The organism is Anaerovibrio slackiae, from assembly GCF_009695585.1.
Classification (GTDB): Bacteria; Bacillota; Negativicutes; order Selenomonadales; family Selenomonadaceae; genus Anaerovibrio; species Anaerovibrio slackiae.
In genome coordinates this window covers 13,366-29,975 of record NZ_VUNR01000031.1, presented here as the reverse complement: position 1 = coordinate 29,975, position 16,610 = coordinate 13,366, and the positions used below count along the sequence as shown (strand labels likewise).

At 49.2% G+C, this 16,610-nt stretch carries 11 protein-coding genes and 1 tRNA gene; 5 read left to right on the top strand and 7 right to left on the bottom strand.

Translation table 11 applies throughout. From position 1 onward, the window contains the following. Positions 1-943 precede the first annotated feature (943 nt). The 4 genes from FYJ84_RS12255 to FYJ84_RS12240 all read left to right on the top strand — a co-directional run bounded on the left by FYJ84_RS12255 (position 944) and on the right by FYJ84_RS12240 (position 7,658). Entirely contained in the window at positions 944-2,308 is a 1,365-nt protein-coding gene (locus FYJ84_RS12255; protein ID WP_154407895.1) for an MFS transporter, read from the top strand. Between the two features lie 388 nt (positions 2,309-2,696). Further along, positions 2,697-4,382, top strand: coding sequence for a methyl-accepting chemotaxis protein (locus tag FYJ84_RS12250; protein ID WP_154407894.1), 1,686 nt, complete (start codon positions 2,697-2,699; stop codon positions 4,380-4,382). A 378-nt stretch (positions 4,383-4,760) separates the two neighbouring features. Continuing rightward, complete coding sequence (locus FYJ84_RS12245) at positions 4,761-6,461, top strand: methyl-accepting chemotaxis protein (protein ID WP_205764250.1); 1,701 nt, start codon at positions 4,761-4,763, stop codon at positions 6,459-6,461. Positions 6,462-6,482: 21 nt separating this feature from the next. Next, the gene (locus FYJ84_RS12240; protein ID WP_154407897.1) at positions 6,483-7,658 is read left to right on the top strand and encodes a BMP family ABC transporter substrate-binding protein; all 1,176 of its coding nucleotides are present in this window, start codon (positions 6,483-6,485) and stop codon (positions 7,656-7,658) included. Between the two features lie 155 nt (positions 7,659-7,813). On the opposite strand, the gene FYJ84_RS12235 is transcribed toward FYJ84_RS12240, so the two are convergent. Next, positions 7,814-8,659: an Mrp/NBP35 family ATP-binding protein gene (locus FYJ84_RS12235; RefSeq protein WP_154407892.1), complete on the bottom strand. Its 846-nt coding sequence runs from the start codon at positions 8,657-8,659 to the stop codon at positions 7,814-7,816. 279 nt (positions 8,660-8,938) lie between these two features. Between FYJ84_RS12235 and FYJ84_RS12230 the strand changes: the two genes are divergently transcribed. Then, positions 8,939-10,999: a methyl-accepting chemotaxis protein gene (locus FYJ84_RS12230; protein ID WP_154407891.1), complete on the top strand. Its 2,061-nt coding sequence runs from the start codon at positions 8,939-8,941 to the stop codon at positions 10,997-10,999. Between the two features lie 77 nt (positions 11,000-11,076). Here the strand turns inward: FYJ84_RS12230 and FYJ84_RS12225 are convergent, their stop codons facing one another. The 6 genes from FYJ84_RS12225 to FYJ84_RS12200 form a co-directional block, all read right to left on the bottom strand. Next, positions 11,077-11,589, bottom strand: coding sequence for a hypothetical protein (locus tag FYJ84_RS12225; protein WP_154407890.1), 513 nt, complete (start codon positions 11,587-11,589; stop codon positions 11,077-11,079). Positions 11,590-11,647: 58 nt separating this feature from the next. Continuing rightward, positions 11,648-12,535 carry an RpnC/YadD family protein gene (locus FYJ84_RS12220; protein WP_205764248.1) on the bottom strand — a complete coding sequence of 296 codons (888 nt, stop codon included), beginning with the start codon at positions 12,533-12,535 and terminating at the stop codon, positions 11,648-11,650. A gap of 53 nt (positions 12,536-12,588) precedes the next feature. Continuing rightward, entirely contained in the window at positions 12,589-13,488 is a 900-nt protein-coding gene (locus tag FYJ84_RS12215) for an RpnC/YadD family protein (protein ID WP_205764247.1), read from the bottom strand. Positions 13,489-13,553: 65 nt separating this feature from the next. Beyond that, positions 13,554-14,465, bottom strand: a complete 912-nt coding sequence (locus FYJ84_RS12210) for an RpnC/YadD family protein (protein WP_205764246.1) — start codon at positions 14,463-14,465, stop codon at positions 13,554-13,556. Positions 14,466-14,641: 176 nt separating this feature from the next. After that, positions 14,642-14,718 (bottom strand) — tRNA-Arg (locus FYJ84_RS12205). A 438-nt stretch (positions 14,719-15,156) separates the two neighbouring features. Continuing rightward, the gene (locus FYJ84_RS12200; RefSeq protein ID WP_154407886.1) at positions 15,157-16,605 is read right to left on the bottom strand and encodes an ArnT family glycosyltransferase; all 1,449 of its coding nucleotides are present in this window, start codon (positions 16,603-16,605) and stop codon (positions 15,157-15,159) included. Positions 16,606-16,610: the final 5 nt, after the last annotated feature.

Genomic DNA, 16,610 nt, shown 5'->3' with positions numbered 1-16,610 from the left:
ACATAAACGCCGAAAGTACTTGCTTGGAGACGAGCTGGGAGGATAGGAAGTTGCCGGTTAGAGCAAGAGAGGTTACTGCAAGGTAGCCTCTTTTTTTGTTTTGTTACTTCGTGGACTCTGTTCAGACTTTATATGGGATGAGCAGGGACAGCTACCCATCGAAAACACGCTCGCGCTCCTAGTTGTGCCTAGCGGATGCTAAGCTCACGCTTCACCTTCGGCTCGCGTATCGCTAAGCACCGAGGCACAACAAAGGTTTTCGCTGGGTACTGTCCCAACTCATCCCTTTCTTGTCTGAACAGATACAACAGAATAATCAACGCTGCAAAATGTACGCTACATATTACATAACATGGGGCTTGCAGCTAACCGACAATGGGAGCTGATAGCTGACGAAAACTGGGACTGCCAGCATTTATGCAAGGAGAATGTTAATCAAGTAGCGTTTTTCAGGGAAGTGATGGGGGAGAAGGTGCATAAGTGGCTGTTGGCAGGGAAGTGATGGGGGGAGATGGCGGTGCCAATGCAAGGCACTGAGACGCGCCTCGGTGCTTAGCAATTCGCGAGCCGCAGGCGAAGCGAGAGCTTAGCATCCGCTAGGCGTGAAGGGATAACGAAATCCTATTGACATGAATTAGTTTCGAGGATAAATCCTTGTATGCTAGGCGGAGGAGGAAGGCATGGTGGTTCCATGCCGACCGACGACAACAACGCAGACAAGGATTTAGACCGAAAATAATCATGGAGGTAGGATTTTGTTATCCCTATAGCGAGAGCGTGCCTGCATTGGCATTGCCTCTCCCTCCATTGGAGTATTGCCTCTCCACCGATTAAATCCTCTTAAAATTTCAAATAGGTCTTGATTTTTCTGAGCATTTATGTCAGAATAAAAGTCGTGTATTTATAGGTGTCTTGTCATGTGAAAAACTAAGGAGGAATTATTTTGCTTTTAGAAAGACTGGAAAAGCTGCCGGTAGGCTCTTTTCATTATAAGCTGTTAGCGGTGACAGGCCTTGGCTGGCTGTTTGATGCCATGGATACAGGCCTGATTTCCTTTGTTTTGCCGATTTTGGCAAAGGAATGGGGCCTGGCTCCGGAGCAAATGGGATGGATAGGCAGTGTAGGCTTTATCGGCATGGCGCTGGGGGCAGTGATTTCCGGCACCATTGCGGACAGGATTGGCAGGAAGCTTGTCTTTTCCCTGACAGTTATCCTGTACAGCCTGGCAACGGGTGCCTGCGCCCTGTCCTGGAACTATGAATCCCTGATGATTTTCCGCTTCCTGGTAGGCTTTGGGCTGGGAGGCGAGCTGCCTGTAGCGGCTACCCTGATGACTGAATACGCACCTACGAAGCTGAGAGGCCGCTTTATCGTACTGCTGGAGAGCTTCTGGGGGCTGGGCTGGCTGGCAGCTGCCTGCATTGCCTACCTGCTGATTCCTCAGTATGGCTGGCAGATCACCTTCTTTATCGGCGCTTTGCCTGCGGTGTATGTATTCATGATTCGTGTGCATATGCCTGAATCAGTGCGCTACCTGATTTCCAAGAACCGTATCGGGGAAGCGCAGGAAATTGTGCTGATGCTGGAAAAGAAGCTGCATGTAGCCAGCGAGCCTTTTGACAAGGAGCTCAGCGATGTGGAGAAGGGCACCTCCACTGTGGCAGAGCCGAAGTTCAGCAGCCTGTGGTCCGGCATGTTTGCCCGCCGTACCCTGATGCTTTGGCTGGCCTGGTTCGGCATCAATTTCAGCTATTACGGCATCTTCATGTGGCTGCCTTCCATTGTATTTCAGCAGGGCTTTACAGTGGTCAAGACCTTTGAGTATGTGCTGATTATGACATTGGCTCAGCTGCCGGGCTACTACTGTGCCGCATGGCTGGTGGATGTGATTGGCAGGAAGTACACCTTGTCCCTGTTCCTGCTGATTAGCGGTGTTGCCAGCTACTTCTTTGGCAATGCGGCAACCCCGGGTGAGCTTCTGGCATGGGGTGCGGCAATGTCCTTCTTCAACCTGGGTGCATGGGGCGTGCTTTATACCTATACGCCTGAGCTGTATCCTACTGCTATCCGCGCCCTGGGCAGCGGCTGGGCAGCCGGTTTTGGCCGTATCGGCAGCATGATTGCTCCTGCCATGGTAGGCATGATGATTGGCAGCAGGATGAGCAGCAGCGGCATCTTTATGCTCTTTGCCGGAGTGTTCCTGGCTGTGGCACTGATTGTAGTGGGCCTGGGCGTTGAGAGCCGCCAGAAATCTTTGGAGGAAATTGCTGATGAGGCGGCAGTGCACGGCGAAGCGGCAAGCTGCTAACAGAGATAAAAATTCTGTGCTATTCCTTTAACAGTTAATAAGATTTCCATAATGCAAGCTGAAGTAATGCGATTGATATTACTTTTGCTTGCATTATTTTTTTGGAAAATTTTTCTTGGAAATGAAGGATATTGCCACAAATTGTAGAATTATACTAGTATAAAAATATAAAGATTCGAGATTTGCAAATCTCTATGATGGGTTTCCTTTTATCTGAGTATTTAAGAATATTTCTTAACATAAAATATATTTTTGAATAATAAGTCTTTCTTACTATCTTTTTAAAATTGTTGATAAATATTTCCAATTATGCTATAATGTGATAACGAACAATTTCAAAAAAAAAAAAAAAACGATAGAAAGCGATAAAACAAGAGAGGAGATAGGTATGAATCTACAAAAAAAGCTTATCATTTTTATCAATGGCTGTATCGTGGCAGCCTGCCTTGTTTTGGGCATAATCAGCTATTTCATTGCGGGCAATGGCTTTGAAATGGCACTGGTGCAGAAGGCTGATTCGGATTTGCGCCAGATGGAGGAAGCACTGGACAAGGAGTATCCCGGGGATTGGTTGAAGAAATCAGATGGCTTGTACAAGGGAACCCTTCGTGTCAATGCCAACGAGTTTCAGGTGGATTATTATGCCAAGCTGACTGGCAACAATGTCACCTTTTTTGAGGGGGCAACTCGTGTTGCCACCAGCTTCAAGGATAGCAATGGCAACCGCATGATAGGAACTGAGGCTAGTGAGGCGGTACAGGAAGCTGTGCTGAATAAGGGGGAGCTCTACACCGGCATGGCGGAGGTGGACGGCAAAAATTACCTGGCGGCCTACAAGCCATTAAAGGATGCCAACGGCGAGATCGTGGGCATGCTTTACATGGGGATTCCTACGGCAAGCCTTGCGGCTCTGCAGAGCAGGTTTGTTTATACAATGGTAGGTGCAGTTGCAGTCATGCTGCTGATATTCGGCGTGGTTATTTCCATAGCGGCCAAGAAGGGGGTAGCTCCTATCAGGAAGGTGGAGGAAACCCTGGAGATGATGGCAGATGGTGATTTGACGGTGCCGGATGTGCAGATTGATGGCAGGGATGAGATTGCTTCCCTGGCCGGTTCTATGAACAAGACAAAGGATAAGCTGAGAAAGCTTTTGCAGGTCATCAGCAATTCTGCCCAGCAGGTGGCAGCTTCCAGCCAGCAGCTGACTGCCAGTGCAGATCAGACCTCAGAGAGCATTACCAACGTTGCCAACAACATCGTCAGCATGGCAGGTGCCGTGTCAGAGCAGACCAACGTGCTGGGGGATATGCGTGACAAGGCAGGCGACATGGGACGTCAGATGGATGATGTGCTGGCAAAGTCCAATGTCATGCAGCAGGCGGCAGAGAACAGCCGCCGGGGTGCAGAGGATGGCCAGGCCGCAGTGGTGACAGCAGTGGCACAGATGGAGCGCATGAGTCAGCAGATGGCGGAGTCAGCCCAGGTAGTTATCGGATTGGGGGAGCGTTCCAAGGAAATCGGGCAGATTGTCGATACCATCACCGGCATTACGGCACAGACCAACCTGCTGGCACTGAATGCGGCCATTGAGGCAGCCCGTGCCGGTGAGGCAGGCAAGGGCTTTGCCGTAGTTGCCGAGGAGGTGCGCAAGCTGGCAGCTGAGTCGGCAGAGGCAGCTCAGAATATTGCAGAGCTGATACGCACCATTCAGACGGATACAGACAGTGCTGTAAAGGCCATGGAGACAGGTCAGCGCGAGGTAGAGCAGGGAACCGCCATGGTGCAGCAGTCCGGCGAGTCCTTCCAGAATATCAGCAGGCTGGTAGCGGAGCTGTATCAGCAGATTGAGTTCTCCCGCAGGAGCATCGCTTCGGCGGATGACAGCAGCAAGAATGTGGTGACCGGCATCGGCAACGTGGAGCAGCTCAGCCAGAGTACAGCGGCTGAGGCGGAGTCCGTATCTGCTGCCACGGAGGAGCAGACTGCCATGGTGCATGAGATGGCGGACGGCAGCCGGGCACTGGCAGAGCTGGCACAGGGCTTGCAGGACGAAGTCATGAAGTTCAAAATCTAACTAAATATTTGGTGTATCATAATGAAAATTCGCTTCTTCGGATGTGGCCGGGAAGCGAATTTTTATTTGCAGCTTTCCGACCAAAAAGGGAAGCTGGGGGTATATCTTTTACCAGTGCACAAAAACGGCAAAAAACGCCAAAAAATTTCGTGAATTTACAATATATTTCGTAAAAATACATTGCAAATGGACATTGATTTAAGATATAATCAAAATTGACGAGTATAATCGCCGGCAGGCAGCTGGAAAGGTATGAGACTGACGGCGATTTAGGAAAATGCAGGAAAATACAGGGGAATTTACGAATTTTGCGAATGGACAAATGTACGAGTTTGTGTTCCGATGGGGAAAGTTTATGCAGATGAGGGGATGTATTTTATGAGCTTGAAGCAGAAGATGACTTTGTTTATGGTGTGCCCTGTGCTGGTGTTTGGCCTGATTGCCATAGGATTTATCCTGGGGCCGGTGAACAGCCAGCTGACTAAGGATATGGAGGACTCCCTGAAAAGCACTGCCAGCGCCACGCTGGCGGCCTACGCCCACAATGCAGGTGAGTACTACCAGTCCTCTAACGGCGAGCTGTGGAAGGGCAGCTGCAATGTGTCGCGCTCCTATCAGATGGTGGATAAAATTCGTGCCATGACAGGCATGGAGGTGACATTCTTCTATGGAGACCAGCGGGTGATGACCTCCGCCATGGATGACTCCGGCAACCGCCTGCTGGGAGGCAGGGCAGGTGAGAAGGTAGTAAAGGAAGTGCTGCAGGGAGGCAGGGAATATTTCAGCGACAATGTGGAGCTGGATGGCAAGGCATATTATGGCTATTATATTCCCGTGGAGCATCGCGGCGAGATTATAGGCATGGTCTTTGCCGGTGAGAACAAGGCGGAGCAGGATGCTGTCAAAAACACGATGCTCCTGACCATGCTGCTGGTGGTTATCCTGATTCTGGCCCTGTGTATCGGTGCGGCGGTCAGCTTTGCCAAGTCCATGATTAATTCCCTGGAGAAGGGGGCAGGGACAATCTGCGCCATCGGCGAGGGCAAGCTCCATTGCAGTGTGCCGGAAGACCAGCTGGAAAGGCGTGATGAGCTGGGCGATATGGCAAGGGCTGTGGATGCCCTGCGGAGCGTTTTGCGGGCAAGCCTGAAGAATATAGGCAGGCAGACCAGGGAGCTGATGGAGAATTCCCACCAGCTGGGGCAGGTAGCAAGCTATACGGAGGCGACTGTCACCAGGATGCGTGAATCGGCAGCTCAGGATCTGGCTACTGCTGAAAGGCAGCAGGAGTTTGCCAGCGCTGCCCGGCAGGATATGGACAAGATGGGCAGGAGCATTACCGAGGTGGGGCAGCAGACAGATGCCCTGGAGGAGCATGCAGGCAGCATGCGCGACAACAGCCGGGAGGCTTCGGCACTGATGAAAAATCTCTGCGAGGTGAATCAGAAAGTGCATGATGCCATTCAGAAGATTGAGCAGCAGACCATGGAGGCACGCTCTACGGCAGAGGCCATTGCCAATGCCAGTGCGCTGATTATTAATATTGCCGGGCAGACCAACCTCCTGAGCCTCAATGCCTCCATCGAGGCGGCAAGGGCCGGGGAGATGGGACGGGGCTTTGCCGTGGTGGCACAGGAGGTCAAGAAGCTGGCAGAGGAGACCGGCAAGGCATCCGAGGAGATTGAGGAAATCGTCAAGACGCTGATGGATAATACCGAGGGCTCCCGGCAGCTGATGAGCATGACGGCGGAGGTGCTGAAAGAACAGGATGAGAGCATCCGACAGGCCGATGCCATCTTTGCGGGGCTTCTGGATGAGACAGAGGCATCCTCTGCGGCTATCGGGCAGATTGCCGGACGCATGAAGTCACTGGAGAAGACCAGGAACAACAGCCTGCAGGCTGTGGAGGAGATGTACCGCATCGTCAGCGAGAATGCGGCCAATGCCCGTCATGCCAATGAGATGGTGGCAGAGGTTACCGAGAAATTTACGGCAGTGGATGAGGCAGCCAAATCCCTGAGCAGCATAGCCGAACAGCTTGATGCCAGCATGAAGTTCTTTAAGGCAGACAAGGAATAGGGGGCGGTTGTGTTGAGCAGGATGGAACTTGGCATCAAGAGGCCTCTTTTGGCGGTGGCGGCTGTTCTGGCAGTGCTTCTGGCAGGCTGGTTCCTGTCAGGGAGCATGGCGGAGCCGGATGACATGGCGGTGGCGGATACGGCAAGGGCTGGCTCCGGCAAGGGGGGCATTCCCAAGGAGGATTTGAAGATAGGTGTTGTGTACCTGTCGGACCCTGCCGAAGGGGCTGGCTATACCTATACCCATGATCTTGGCATTCAGGAGATGCAGCTGAATATAGCGCTGAAGGATGAGCAGATTTTGCGCCTCGTCAACGTGGCGGATAATGATGAGGCCCAGATTGAGGCGGCGCTGCAGGAGTGCGTGGACAAGAAGTGCAATATTGTTTTTGCTACCAGCTTTGGCTATATGGATACGGTGGAGAAATTTGCGGCACGCTACCCGGAGATTCATTTTTTCCATGCCACCGGCTACAAGAGCAACAATACCAATTTCAATAATTACTTTGGCAGGATTTACCAGCCTCGCTATCTGTCAGGGCTGGTGGCCGGTTCCAAGACCAAGTCCAACATGATTGGCTATGTGGCGGCCATGGGCAGCGAGAATGCCGAGGTAACAGGCGGCATTGATGCTTTCGCCATGGGCATTTATGCTGTCAATCCCCAGGCGAAGGTGTATGTGAAGGTGACCAACAGCTGGTTTGACCCGGTAAAGGAAAAGGAGGCCTCGGAGCAGCTTCTGGCCATGGGCTGCGATGTCATGAGCCAGCATTGTGATACGGCATATCCCATGAAGCTGGCAGAGGACAAGGGGGTATGGGGCGTAGGCTACAACTCCGATATGCGCAAGCAGACGCCGGGCTCGGCCCTGGTCAGCGTTATCTGGCACTGGGGAGCTTTTTATACGGATGCAGTGCAGCAGCTGATGGATGGCACCTGGCAGCCCCACAATTATTATGAGGGCATGAGCGAAGGCATTGTGGGGATTACGGAGCTTTCCGATGAAAATGACGCCAGGGTAAAGGAGCTGGTCAGCCAGGCGGAGCTGGATATTTTGCAGGGCAGGCAGAAGGTGTTTACCGGGGTGATAGAAACCAATGACGGTGGCACTGTGGGCACTGCCGGGCAGGATTTCAGCGACGGGGATATTACCGGCAACCTGCACTGGTACTTCAAGAATGTGGTGATTGTGCCATGATGGGCATGACGCATTAAACAAAAATAAAAAACAGGGCTGATGGATACGGCTGCAATGATGAAGCCATGTCTCTCAGTCCTGTTTTTCATTTGCAGTTTTATAGTTTTGCAGCCCGGCTGGAAGATAGTGCCGGTTTGCTTTATTGCTTTATTACTTTATTGCTTTACGCTGTGCCTTGCCTCGATGAAAGCAGTGAGGCTGTCCAGCCAGTCGGCTGTATCGACGGTGGCAATTTTGCCCTGGTCACTGGCGGCAGCCAGGGCAGGGTTGATTGGCAGCTGGGCGGTTGCCTCGATGCCGTGCTTGGCAGCCAGCTCATCAATATGGCTGTCACCAAAAATCTTGTGCTTCTGGTGGCAGTCAGGGCACTCAAAGTAGGCCATATTCTCTACCAGGCCCAGAACCGGGGTATTGGTCATGCCGGCCATCTTGACAGCCTTTTCCACAATCATGCCTACCAGCTCCTGGGGAGAGGTAACGACTACGATGCCGTCCACAGGCAGGGACTGGAACACAGTCAGGGGCACATCGCCGGTGCCGGGCGGCATGTCCACAAACATGTAGTCAACATCGCCCCAGCATACCTCTGTCCAGAACTGCTTTACAGTGCCTGCGATGATAGGGCCGCGCCACACTACAGGGTCTGTCTCGTTTGGCAGCAGCAGGTTTACGGACATGATTTTGGTGCCGTTTGCTGCCTCGGCAGGAATCAGCCCGTTCTCGTTGCCCACAACCTTATATGATACGCCGAACATGCGTGGAATGGACGGACCGGTGATATCCGCGTCCAGGATAGCGGCACGATAGCCTTTTTTCTGCATGGCGGAAGCCAGCAGGGAGGTGACCAGGGATTTGCCTACGCCGCCCTTGCCGCTGACAACGCCGATGACCTTCTTTACATGGGATTCCGGATTTGCCTCTGCCAAAAGGCTCTGAGGCTGGGTGCGGTCGCCGCAGTCCTGTCCGCAGCTGCCGCAGTCATGGGTACATTCTTCACTCATTTTTTAGACCTCCCAAATACTAATTACACAGCAATTATCATTGATAATTTATTCTATGCCATTATACCACGAATTAATGGCATTTGCACGTTTTCGACAATAGTCGTAAAATTTTTGTTGAATGCTGCCATTTTTGCCAATTTACTCCAGGAGCAAGCTTAAATTTATAATTTTTGCTTGCAGGATAAGAAAAAATGTCCTAGAAAGAAGGAATTTTGTGTTTTTTGTAGAAATTAAAATTATATAGTAATGAAAGGCAGGCTATAGAGGAGGGGTTGTATGGAAAAGAATAGCTTAAAATCGGTATTTGTGTTTAGTATTATTGCGGTGTCAGTGGTGCTTTTGGGGATTTTGACATTTGTTAATGCAAGGCAGCTGTCCTCCAATATGGAGGATGGCGTGTATAATATGCTGAAAGCCAGGGCGGACTATGAAGCAAAGCAGCTGCAGGACAGATTGGATGTGGTGGGCGGCAGGACAGAGGGCCTGGGGCATTTGATGGCGGCCCAGCCGGAGCATGATTTTGATTTGGCCTTTGCTTATATCCATAAGGTGATTGAGTCTGATCCGATTGTTTTTGGCTGCGGCTTGTGGTATGCACCTAATGCTCTGCCGGACCAAGGAAAGTGGTTTGGCCCATATCTTTATAAGGATGATAGCGGGAAGATTGTCAAGACAATGGATTATTCCACAGATGAATATGATTACACCCAGTTTGCCTGGTACAAGGCCTCTATAAAAGGGGAACCCAGGGTGTTTTGGGATGAGCCTGCCTATGATCCGGTAACAGATACCTCTATGATGTCCAGTTCTTATCCTATTGTGCATAATGGCGTGGTGGAAGGTGTCGTCACTGTTGATATTGGCATGAAGGAGCTGGAGGATTATGTCCGCAGTATCAAAATTGGTGAAAATGGCTACGCCTTTGTTGTCACCCAAAGCGGCATGATGGTAGCGTACAAGGATTCTGCCATGAATATGAAGGATAAGCTGCAGGAAAATGGCAATGCAGATTTGGCAGCTTTGGGGAACAGGATTATGTCGGTTGGCCAGAGCGGAGAGGATGCTGCCTTTGAATCCGGCGCACTGGGAGCAGACAGCTATTTGGCAGCTGTGCCGATTGGCGATACCGGCCTTAAGCTGGTAGCGGTTGCACCGGTGTCGGATTATAGCGGCAGTATTTATAATGCAATTATCATTAGCGTACTGCTGTCATTAGTAGTTATTGTTTTGATTTGCGTTGTGATGATTGCTATTTTCCACAGGCGGATTGATGCGCCGATACGCAGGCTCATGGGCGGGGCACAGACGATGGCGGAGGGCGACCTCAATGTGCAGATGCTCTATGACCAGGATGATGAAATTGGTGACCTTGGCAAGTCCATGGAGAAAATGGCAGGGAATATACGGGAGATGATACAGCAAGTGGACAGCGTGGCCCAGCAGGTATCTGCCGCCAGTGAGGAGCTGTATGCTACAGCAGAAAATTCTGCTGTGCACCTGAATGAAATCTCTAATGTGGTTAATCTTGTAAGCTCAGGTGCCAAGCAGCAGGAAAATCAGGTGATTGATGCAGTGGCTTCTATGCAGAGCATGGGGGATCACATTGCAGGCATCAATAGCGTTATTGCAGATACCAGGGAGGCTACCAACGAAAGCATTGCTGCCATGAGTGCCAACAAGGAGGCTGTGGAGCAGGCTATCAGGCAGATGGAAAGCGTAAATTCCAGGATTGGTGAGGCACAGTCCGCTATGGCAGCCCTGGGGGCACATTCTCAGGAGATTGGCAATATTGTAGAGACTATTTCCAATATCGCTTCCCAGACCAATCTGCTGGCGCTTAATGCAGCTATTGAGGCTGCCAGGGCAGGAGAGCAGGGGCGCGGCTTTGCTGTGGTGGCAGAGGAGGTGCGCAAGCTGGCAGAGCAGTCACAGGAAGCTGCTGAACGTGTGGCAGAGCTGATTCATACCTCGTCAGAATATACGGAAAAGGCTTTGGCGGGCATGAAAAGCAGCACTACAGAGGTGGTGCGTGGTACAGCTGCCATTAATCATACGGGTGAGCTGTTTTCCCAGCTGGTAGAGCATATTAAGCAGGTTTCTGAGGGAATGGATAATGTGTGCAGCCAGATGAATGAGATTTTACGCGGCAATCAGGAGGTTTTGCGTACGTCTGAGGATTTGAAGCATATAGCAGAGGAAACTGCTACCGAGGCGGAAAATATATCTGTGTCTGTCAGCAACCAGCAAAATTCACAGGCGGATATTACCTCCGCCTCCCAGAGCCTGGCGGGACTGGCCCAGGATTTGCAGGGGTTAATTGGCAGGTTTAAAATTTGATGAAATAAAAAATTCGCTTCCTGGGCTGTGCCTGAGAGGCGAATTTTTTATGCGGGCATTTTGTCTTGAGGCTGGTATTAATCAAAGGGAGACCAATGAGGAACCAGCTTGGTTTTTCTATTGATACTGGATGGCTGCCCGCCTTTTTCCGGCGGGATGTAGGCAGGATTTGTCACCGAGATCATGCGGGGCTTCTTGCGGCACTGGCTGATAATCCTGCCGCCCCGTGTTTTGACTATGAGGGTAGAGCCGTCACCCATGATGTGCTTGGTGATTTCTATATCACCACCTGGCATGGTGGTGCCTTGGGCATTTTTTTCTTCCCGTTCTTTTTCCGCATCGGTTTTTGTCAGGGAGCTGTTCTGCAGGTCCATACGCGCCCATTCAGCATCTGAAATGCCTAACGCTTTTTGCTGCATCGTCTGCCCCTTTTGCATAGCATCCTGCAATTCTTCTGTCTGCTTTGCTATAATCTCGGAAAGTATCTGGGCATAGGTTGATTTCGCCATGGTATTATTGCGATGAGCAGTGTTTCTGCAGCTTGTTCTGCTGGCAGCTGCCCCAGCGGTATTGTTGATGATTTTATCCATGGTATGTGACTCCTTTCTATCAGCTCGTGCAGGCATTGCCTGGAGGTGATGATTAAGCTTAATGCACAACTGCTGCATTTTTCAGTATTTCATTAACTTGCTCTACAGATAAATCACTTATGTCGGCAATATCCTCAACAGGCATATTGCGCCTAAACATTTTTAATACTGTTTGAGTTTTATTTTGCATTACGCCCAAATTAATTCCTTCATTCAGTCCCTGAGCTAAAGCTGCCGCCCTAATATTATTGCGTTCAATATTCCAAACATGTTCTTGGTCAAATAAAGTAAGCATAATCTCCTCAACCTCCGTTTCGCGTTCACTCAGGTATTCCTTCAGAAGATTTCTATCACGGCATATCCTGATAATTTCCTTTACCGCTTTTAGTGTCCTGCCATTCAATGCTACCTGCTCATTGCATACCCTGCAAAAGCCAATGTACTGATCAATAATATCATCACTGTCCTGAAGATAAATCATCTTAACCTTGGCATCTATACAGCAGTCCGTATCAGGGAAAAACTCATCTTTTAAGGACAATACATCAGGATGATTGCCCTTGTCACCAGTGTAAATAACGTACAGCTCAGGCTTTGGCATTTTCACTTTATGACTGCCATATAGCTGAATTTGATTTGCGTTAAAGTAGTCCTGATATGTACTCATCAGATATATCAGGGCGCGGATGACAATGTTGGCAGACCAGGTGGACTGCGCCTCCACCAGTATCATCAGCTGCTTGCCCCTGACCATAAAGCCCAGGTCGTTATAAATGCCATTCAGCAGGATGGATTGCAGAGTGACAATTTCCAAATCAGCCTGAGTTATGGTTTTATCCTCCGGATGCAGGGCATTATATAGCTGAATAAGGTATTTCTTCTTGGAAAACATATCTCGAAAAACAGTGTCTTTAACGGAATATTTCATTTTTTTCCCATCTGCCAAGCCAATCATCTCCTATACAGCTATGTTAATAGTTTAGTTGACTATTCGCATAATCAATGCTGAACAGAAGCATTTTTCAATATATCCTTAACTTCCTCTACAGATAGTTCACTGATGTCGGCAATATCTTCAACTGGCATATTGCGCCTAAACATTTTTAATACCGTTTGAGTTTTATTTTGCATTACGCCCAATTCAATTCCTTCAACTTTGCCCTTATCCCAGCCCTCTGCAAGAGCTGCTGCCCTGATGTTATTTCGTTCAATATTCCAAATATGTTCCTGGTCAAACAAAGTAAGCATAATTTCCTCAACCTCCGTTTCGCGTTCACTCAGGTATTCCTTCAGAAGATTTCTATTACGGCATATCCTTATAATCTCCTTTGCCGCTTTCAGTGTCCTGCCATGCAATGCTACCTGCTCATTGCACACCCTGCAAAAGCCAATGTACTGATCGATAATATCATCACTGTCCTGAAGGTAAATCATCTTCACCTTGGCATCTATACAGCAATCCATATCAGGGAAAAACTCATCTTTTAAAGACAATACATCAGGATGATTGCCCTTGTCATCAGTATAAATAACGTACAGCTCAGGCTTTGGCATTTTCACTTTATGACTGCCATATAGCTGAATTTGATTTGCGTTAAAGTAGTCCTGATATGTACTCATCAGATATATCAGGGCGCGGATGACAATATTGGCAGACCAGGTGGACTGCGCCTCCACCAGTATCATCAGCTGCTTGCCCCTGACCATAAAGCCAAGATCGTTATAAATGCCATTCAGCAGGATGGATTGCAGTGTTACAATCTCCAAGTCAGCCTGAGTTATGGTTTTATCCTCCGGATGCAGGGCATTATAAAGCTGGATAAGGTATTTCTTCTTGGAAAACATATCTCGGAAAACAGTGTCTTTAACGGAATATTTCATCCTTTTCCCATCTGTCAAGCCAATCATCTCCTATACACACTATTGCCTAGCCATGTTAATAGTTTAGTTGACTATTCGTATAATCAATGCTGAAAAGAAGCATTTTTCAATATATCCTTAACTTCCTCTACAGATAATTCACTGATGTCGGCAATATCCTCAACTGGCATATTGCGCCTAAACATTTTTAATACTGTTTGAGTTTTATTTTCCCAGATGCCCTCACTACGTCCTTGAGTAATGCCCAACTCAAGACCTTCAACTCTGCCCTCTGCAAGAGCTGCCGCCCTGATGTTATTGCGTTCTATATTCCAAACATGTTCCTGGTCAAATAAAGTAAGCATAATCTCCTCAACCTCCGTTTCGCGTTCACTCAGGTATTCTCTTAGCAGATTCCTATCACGGCATATTCTGATAATCTCCTTTACCGCTTTCAGTGTCCTGCCATTTAATGCTACCTGCTCATTGCACACCCTGCAAAAGCCAATGTACTGATCAATAATATCATCACTGTCCTGAAGATAAATCATCTTCACCTTGGCATCTATACAGCAATCCGTATCAGGGAAAAACTCATCCTTTAAGGACAATACATCAGGATGATTGCCCTTATCACCAGTGTAGATAACGTACAGCTCAGGTTTCGGCATTTCTACCTTGTGGCTGCCATATAGCTGAATTTGATTTGCGTTAAAGTAGTCCTGATATGTACTCATCAGATATATCAGGGCACGGATGACAATATTGGCAGACCAGGTGGACTGTGCCTCCACCAGTATCATCAGCTGCTTGCCCCTGACCATAAAGCCAAGATCGTTATAAATGCCATTCAGCAGGATGGATTGCAGTGTTACAATCTCCAAGTCAGCCTGAGTTATGGTTTTATCCTCCGGATGCAGGGAATTATACAGCTGGATAAGGTATTTCTTCTTGGAAAACATATCTCGGAAAACAGTGTCTTTAACGGAATATTTCATCCTTTTCCCATCTGTCAAGCCCATCATCTCCTATACGCACCATTGCCAATCCACACATACATTATATCAAAAAATGCAGAAAAAATCTTTCACTTTGTTTGAAATTTGCCCCACCAGTATAGGGGGAATATTTTACTTCTGACGACAAAAAACCTCAAAGCCCGATACATCAAGGCTTTGAGGTTATTTTCATCTGGTGCGAATGGCGCGATTCGAACGCGCGACCCCCTGCTTAGGAGGCAGATGCTCTATCCAGCTGAGCTACATCCGCAACAACAAGTATTATAGCAAAAATTTATATCTTGTGCAACTAAAAAATTTCATTTTGTACAGCGGCTGGCAGTATCAGGCTTCGTCAGCCTCCCAGCCCCCCTTTTTCAAGCTTATTCGTAAAGCTGTATGGGGCACTATGGTAACAAATAATGTATGTGGTTCTGTAATTTTGTTTATATCTGTTCAGACACAGAGAGGGACAGGTGCGGCAGGTACCCAAAGAAAACCTTGAGTGCAGCCTCGCTTCTTAGCGAGTGCGAGCGTAAGCGACGCAGGAGATTAGAAGCGCGAGGCTGTGCTAAGAGCGAGAGCGAGTTTTCTATGGGTACTGCCGCTACCTGTCCTTTTAAATGTCTGAACAGAGTCCACGAAGTATCAAATTACATCAGTCAGTATATGCACGAAGTAACGATTTGGCACGACGACAAACTGAAACCTATCTTGCTTCTCGTACATAAACCTTTGCTGCCTTGAATTCTCCCAGCAGCTTCCATTCATCCACCTTGAAATCCTTTTCAAAGGAATCAAAGCGGCGGTTGTTCAGAATCAGGAAAACCCGCCTGTCTTCAGGCAGTTCCTCAAAGGAAATAAACGGCATGACATTCTTGGCGTTCCAGCTCTTGCCATCCGGCAGCATGCCAGGGATGGACTCAGCCTTTTCCAGCCTGTAGACCATCTTGCCACCATAGAATACGATAGATGTCTTGTAGTCCCCGTAGCTGACCACCAGGTCATCCTCCGTCACCATGTCCTTGTACACGGCGGCTACATTCTTGCCGCTGTAGCCCTCGTCAGAGCAGGCCGGTACAGCCAAAGCAAAGGTAAGTACGCCATAGACAGCCACCGCGCCTATTACCATGCGCTTCACCAGAACCTCCCTGTTGTAGAGGTAACGGGCCACCAGGATGGCAATCGGCAGCAGGGCAGGCAGGGTATAGGTGGTATACTTGGTAGCCATGCACTGATAGAAGATATTTACCACCAGTGCCCAGGTCAGCAGGAATGCCGTAGTCATGTCAATGACAGGCTTCTGGCGCAGCTTGACGTATTTGCGGATAACAGCCGGCAGCGTCCAGCTCCAAGGCAGGCAGCCCAGGAAGAAAATCATCAGGTAATACCACCACACATCCCAGCGGGGATGCTCGGACTGGGTAGCCCGGAGGAAGTTGTGTACCCCCAGGAAATTATTGATAAAATCCATGCCGTGGATGGTGTACATCATGTAGTACCAGCTGCCAGCCACCAGTGCATAGAGCACCAGCCCGCTAGGCAGGCGAAGGCGCAGGAATTCCTTGAAATCCCGGCGGATGCACAGGAAAACCGTCAGCACAAAGCCCGGCAGCAGCAGCCCGATAGGCCCCTTGTCCAGGGTTGCCAGCCCGGCAAAGAGATAGCAGAGATAGTACAGGTTCCGCTTGCCGGTGGAGTAGCCCAGGAAAAAGCAAATCAGCACCGCATTGAAAAATACAAACAGCGTCAAATCAGTAATAACCGTCTTGGACAGCAGCCAGTATTCAAAGCAGGTGCCCAGAACCCCTGCTGCCATGAGGCCGGTTTTCCTGTCATAAAGCCTGCGGGCAAAGCCGTAGGTCATGCACAGTCCCAGCACGCCGAATACCCCCGGGAAAAAACGGGAGGCAAATTCATTGATGCCGAACAGCTTGTAGGCGGCAATCAGCTCCCAGTAAAAAAATGCCGGCTTGTCATACCAGTAATTTCCGTAAATCCTTGGGGATACATAGTCACCTGACCTGAGCATTTCCGTGGCTGTCAGGGTATAGTTGGACTCAACAGGATCAGTAATGGCAATCGCCCAGTTGCCCAGCATAAAAAGGATAAAGCCTGCTGCACTGATAAGCAGCAAATCTTTTTTTGCAGTTGTCATTTCAC

What these genes read in the sequence shown, in the direction of transcription:
- FYJ84_RS12250 (WP_154407894.1), top strand. Translation starts at nt 2,697, where the DNA reads ATGAATCTACAAAAAAAGCTTATCATTTTTATCAATGGCTGTATCGTG.
- FYJ84_RS12245 (WP_205764250.1), top strand. Translation starts at nt 4,761, where the DNA reads ATGAGCTTGAAGCAGAAGATGACTTTGTTTATGGTGTGCCCTGTGCTG.
- FYJ84_RS12240 (WP_154407897.1), top strand. Translation starts at nt 6,483, where the DNA reads ATGGAACTTGGCATCAAGAGGCCTCTTTTGGCGGTGGCGGCTGTTCTG.
- FYJ84_RS12235 (WP_154407892.1), bottom strand. Translation starts at nt 8,659, where the DNA reads ATGAGTGAAGAATGTACCCATGACTGCGGCAGCTGCGGACAGGACTGC.
- FYJ84_RS12230 (WP_154407891.1), top strand. Translation starts at nt 8,939, where the DNA reads ATGGAAAAGAATAGCTTAAAATCGGTATTTGTGTTTAGTATTATTGCG.
- FYJ84_RS12225 (WP_154407890.1), bottom strand. Translation starts at nt 11,589, where the DNA reads ATGGATAAAATCATCAACAATACCGCTGGGGCAGCTGCCAGCAGAACA.
- FYJ84_RS12200 (WP_154407886.1), bottom strand. Translation starts at nt 16,605, where the DNA reads ATGACAACTGCAAAAAAAGATTTGCTGCTTATCAGTGCAGCAGGCTTT.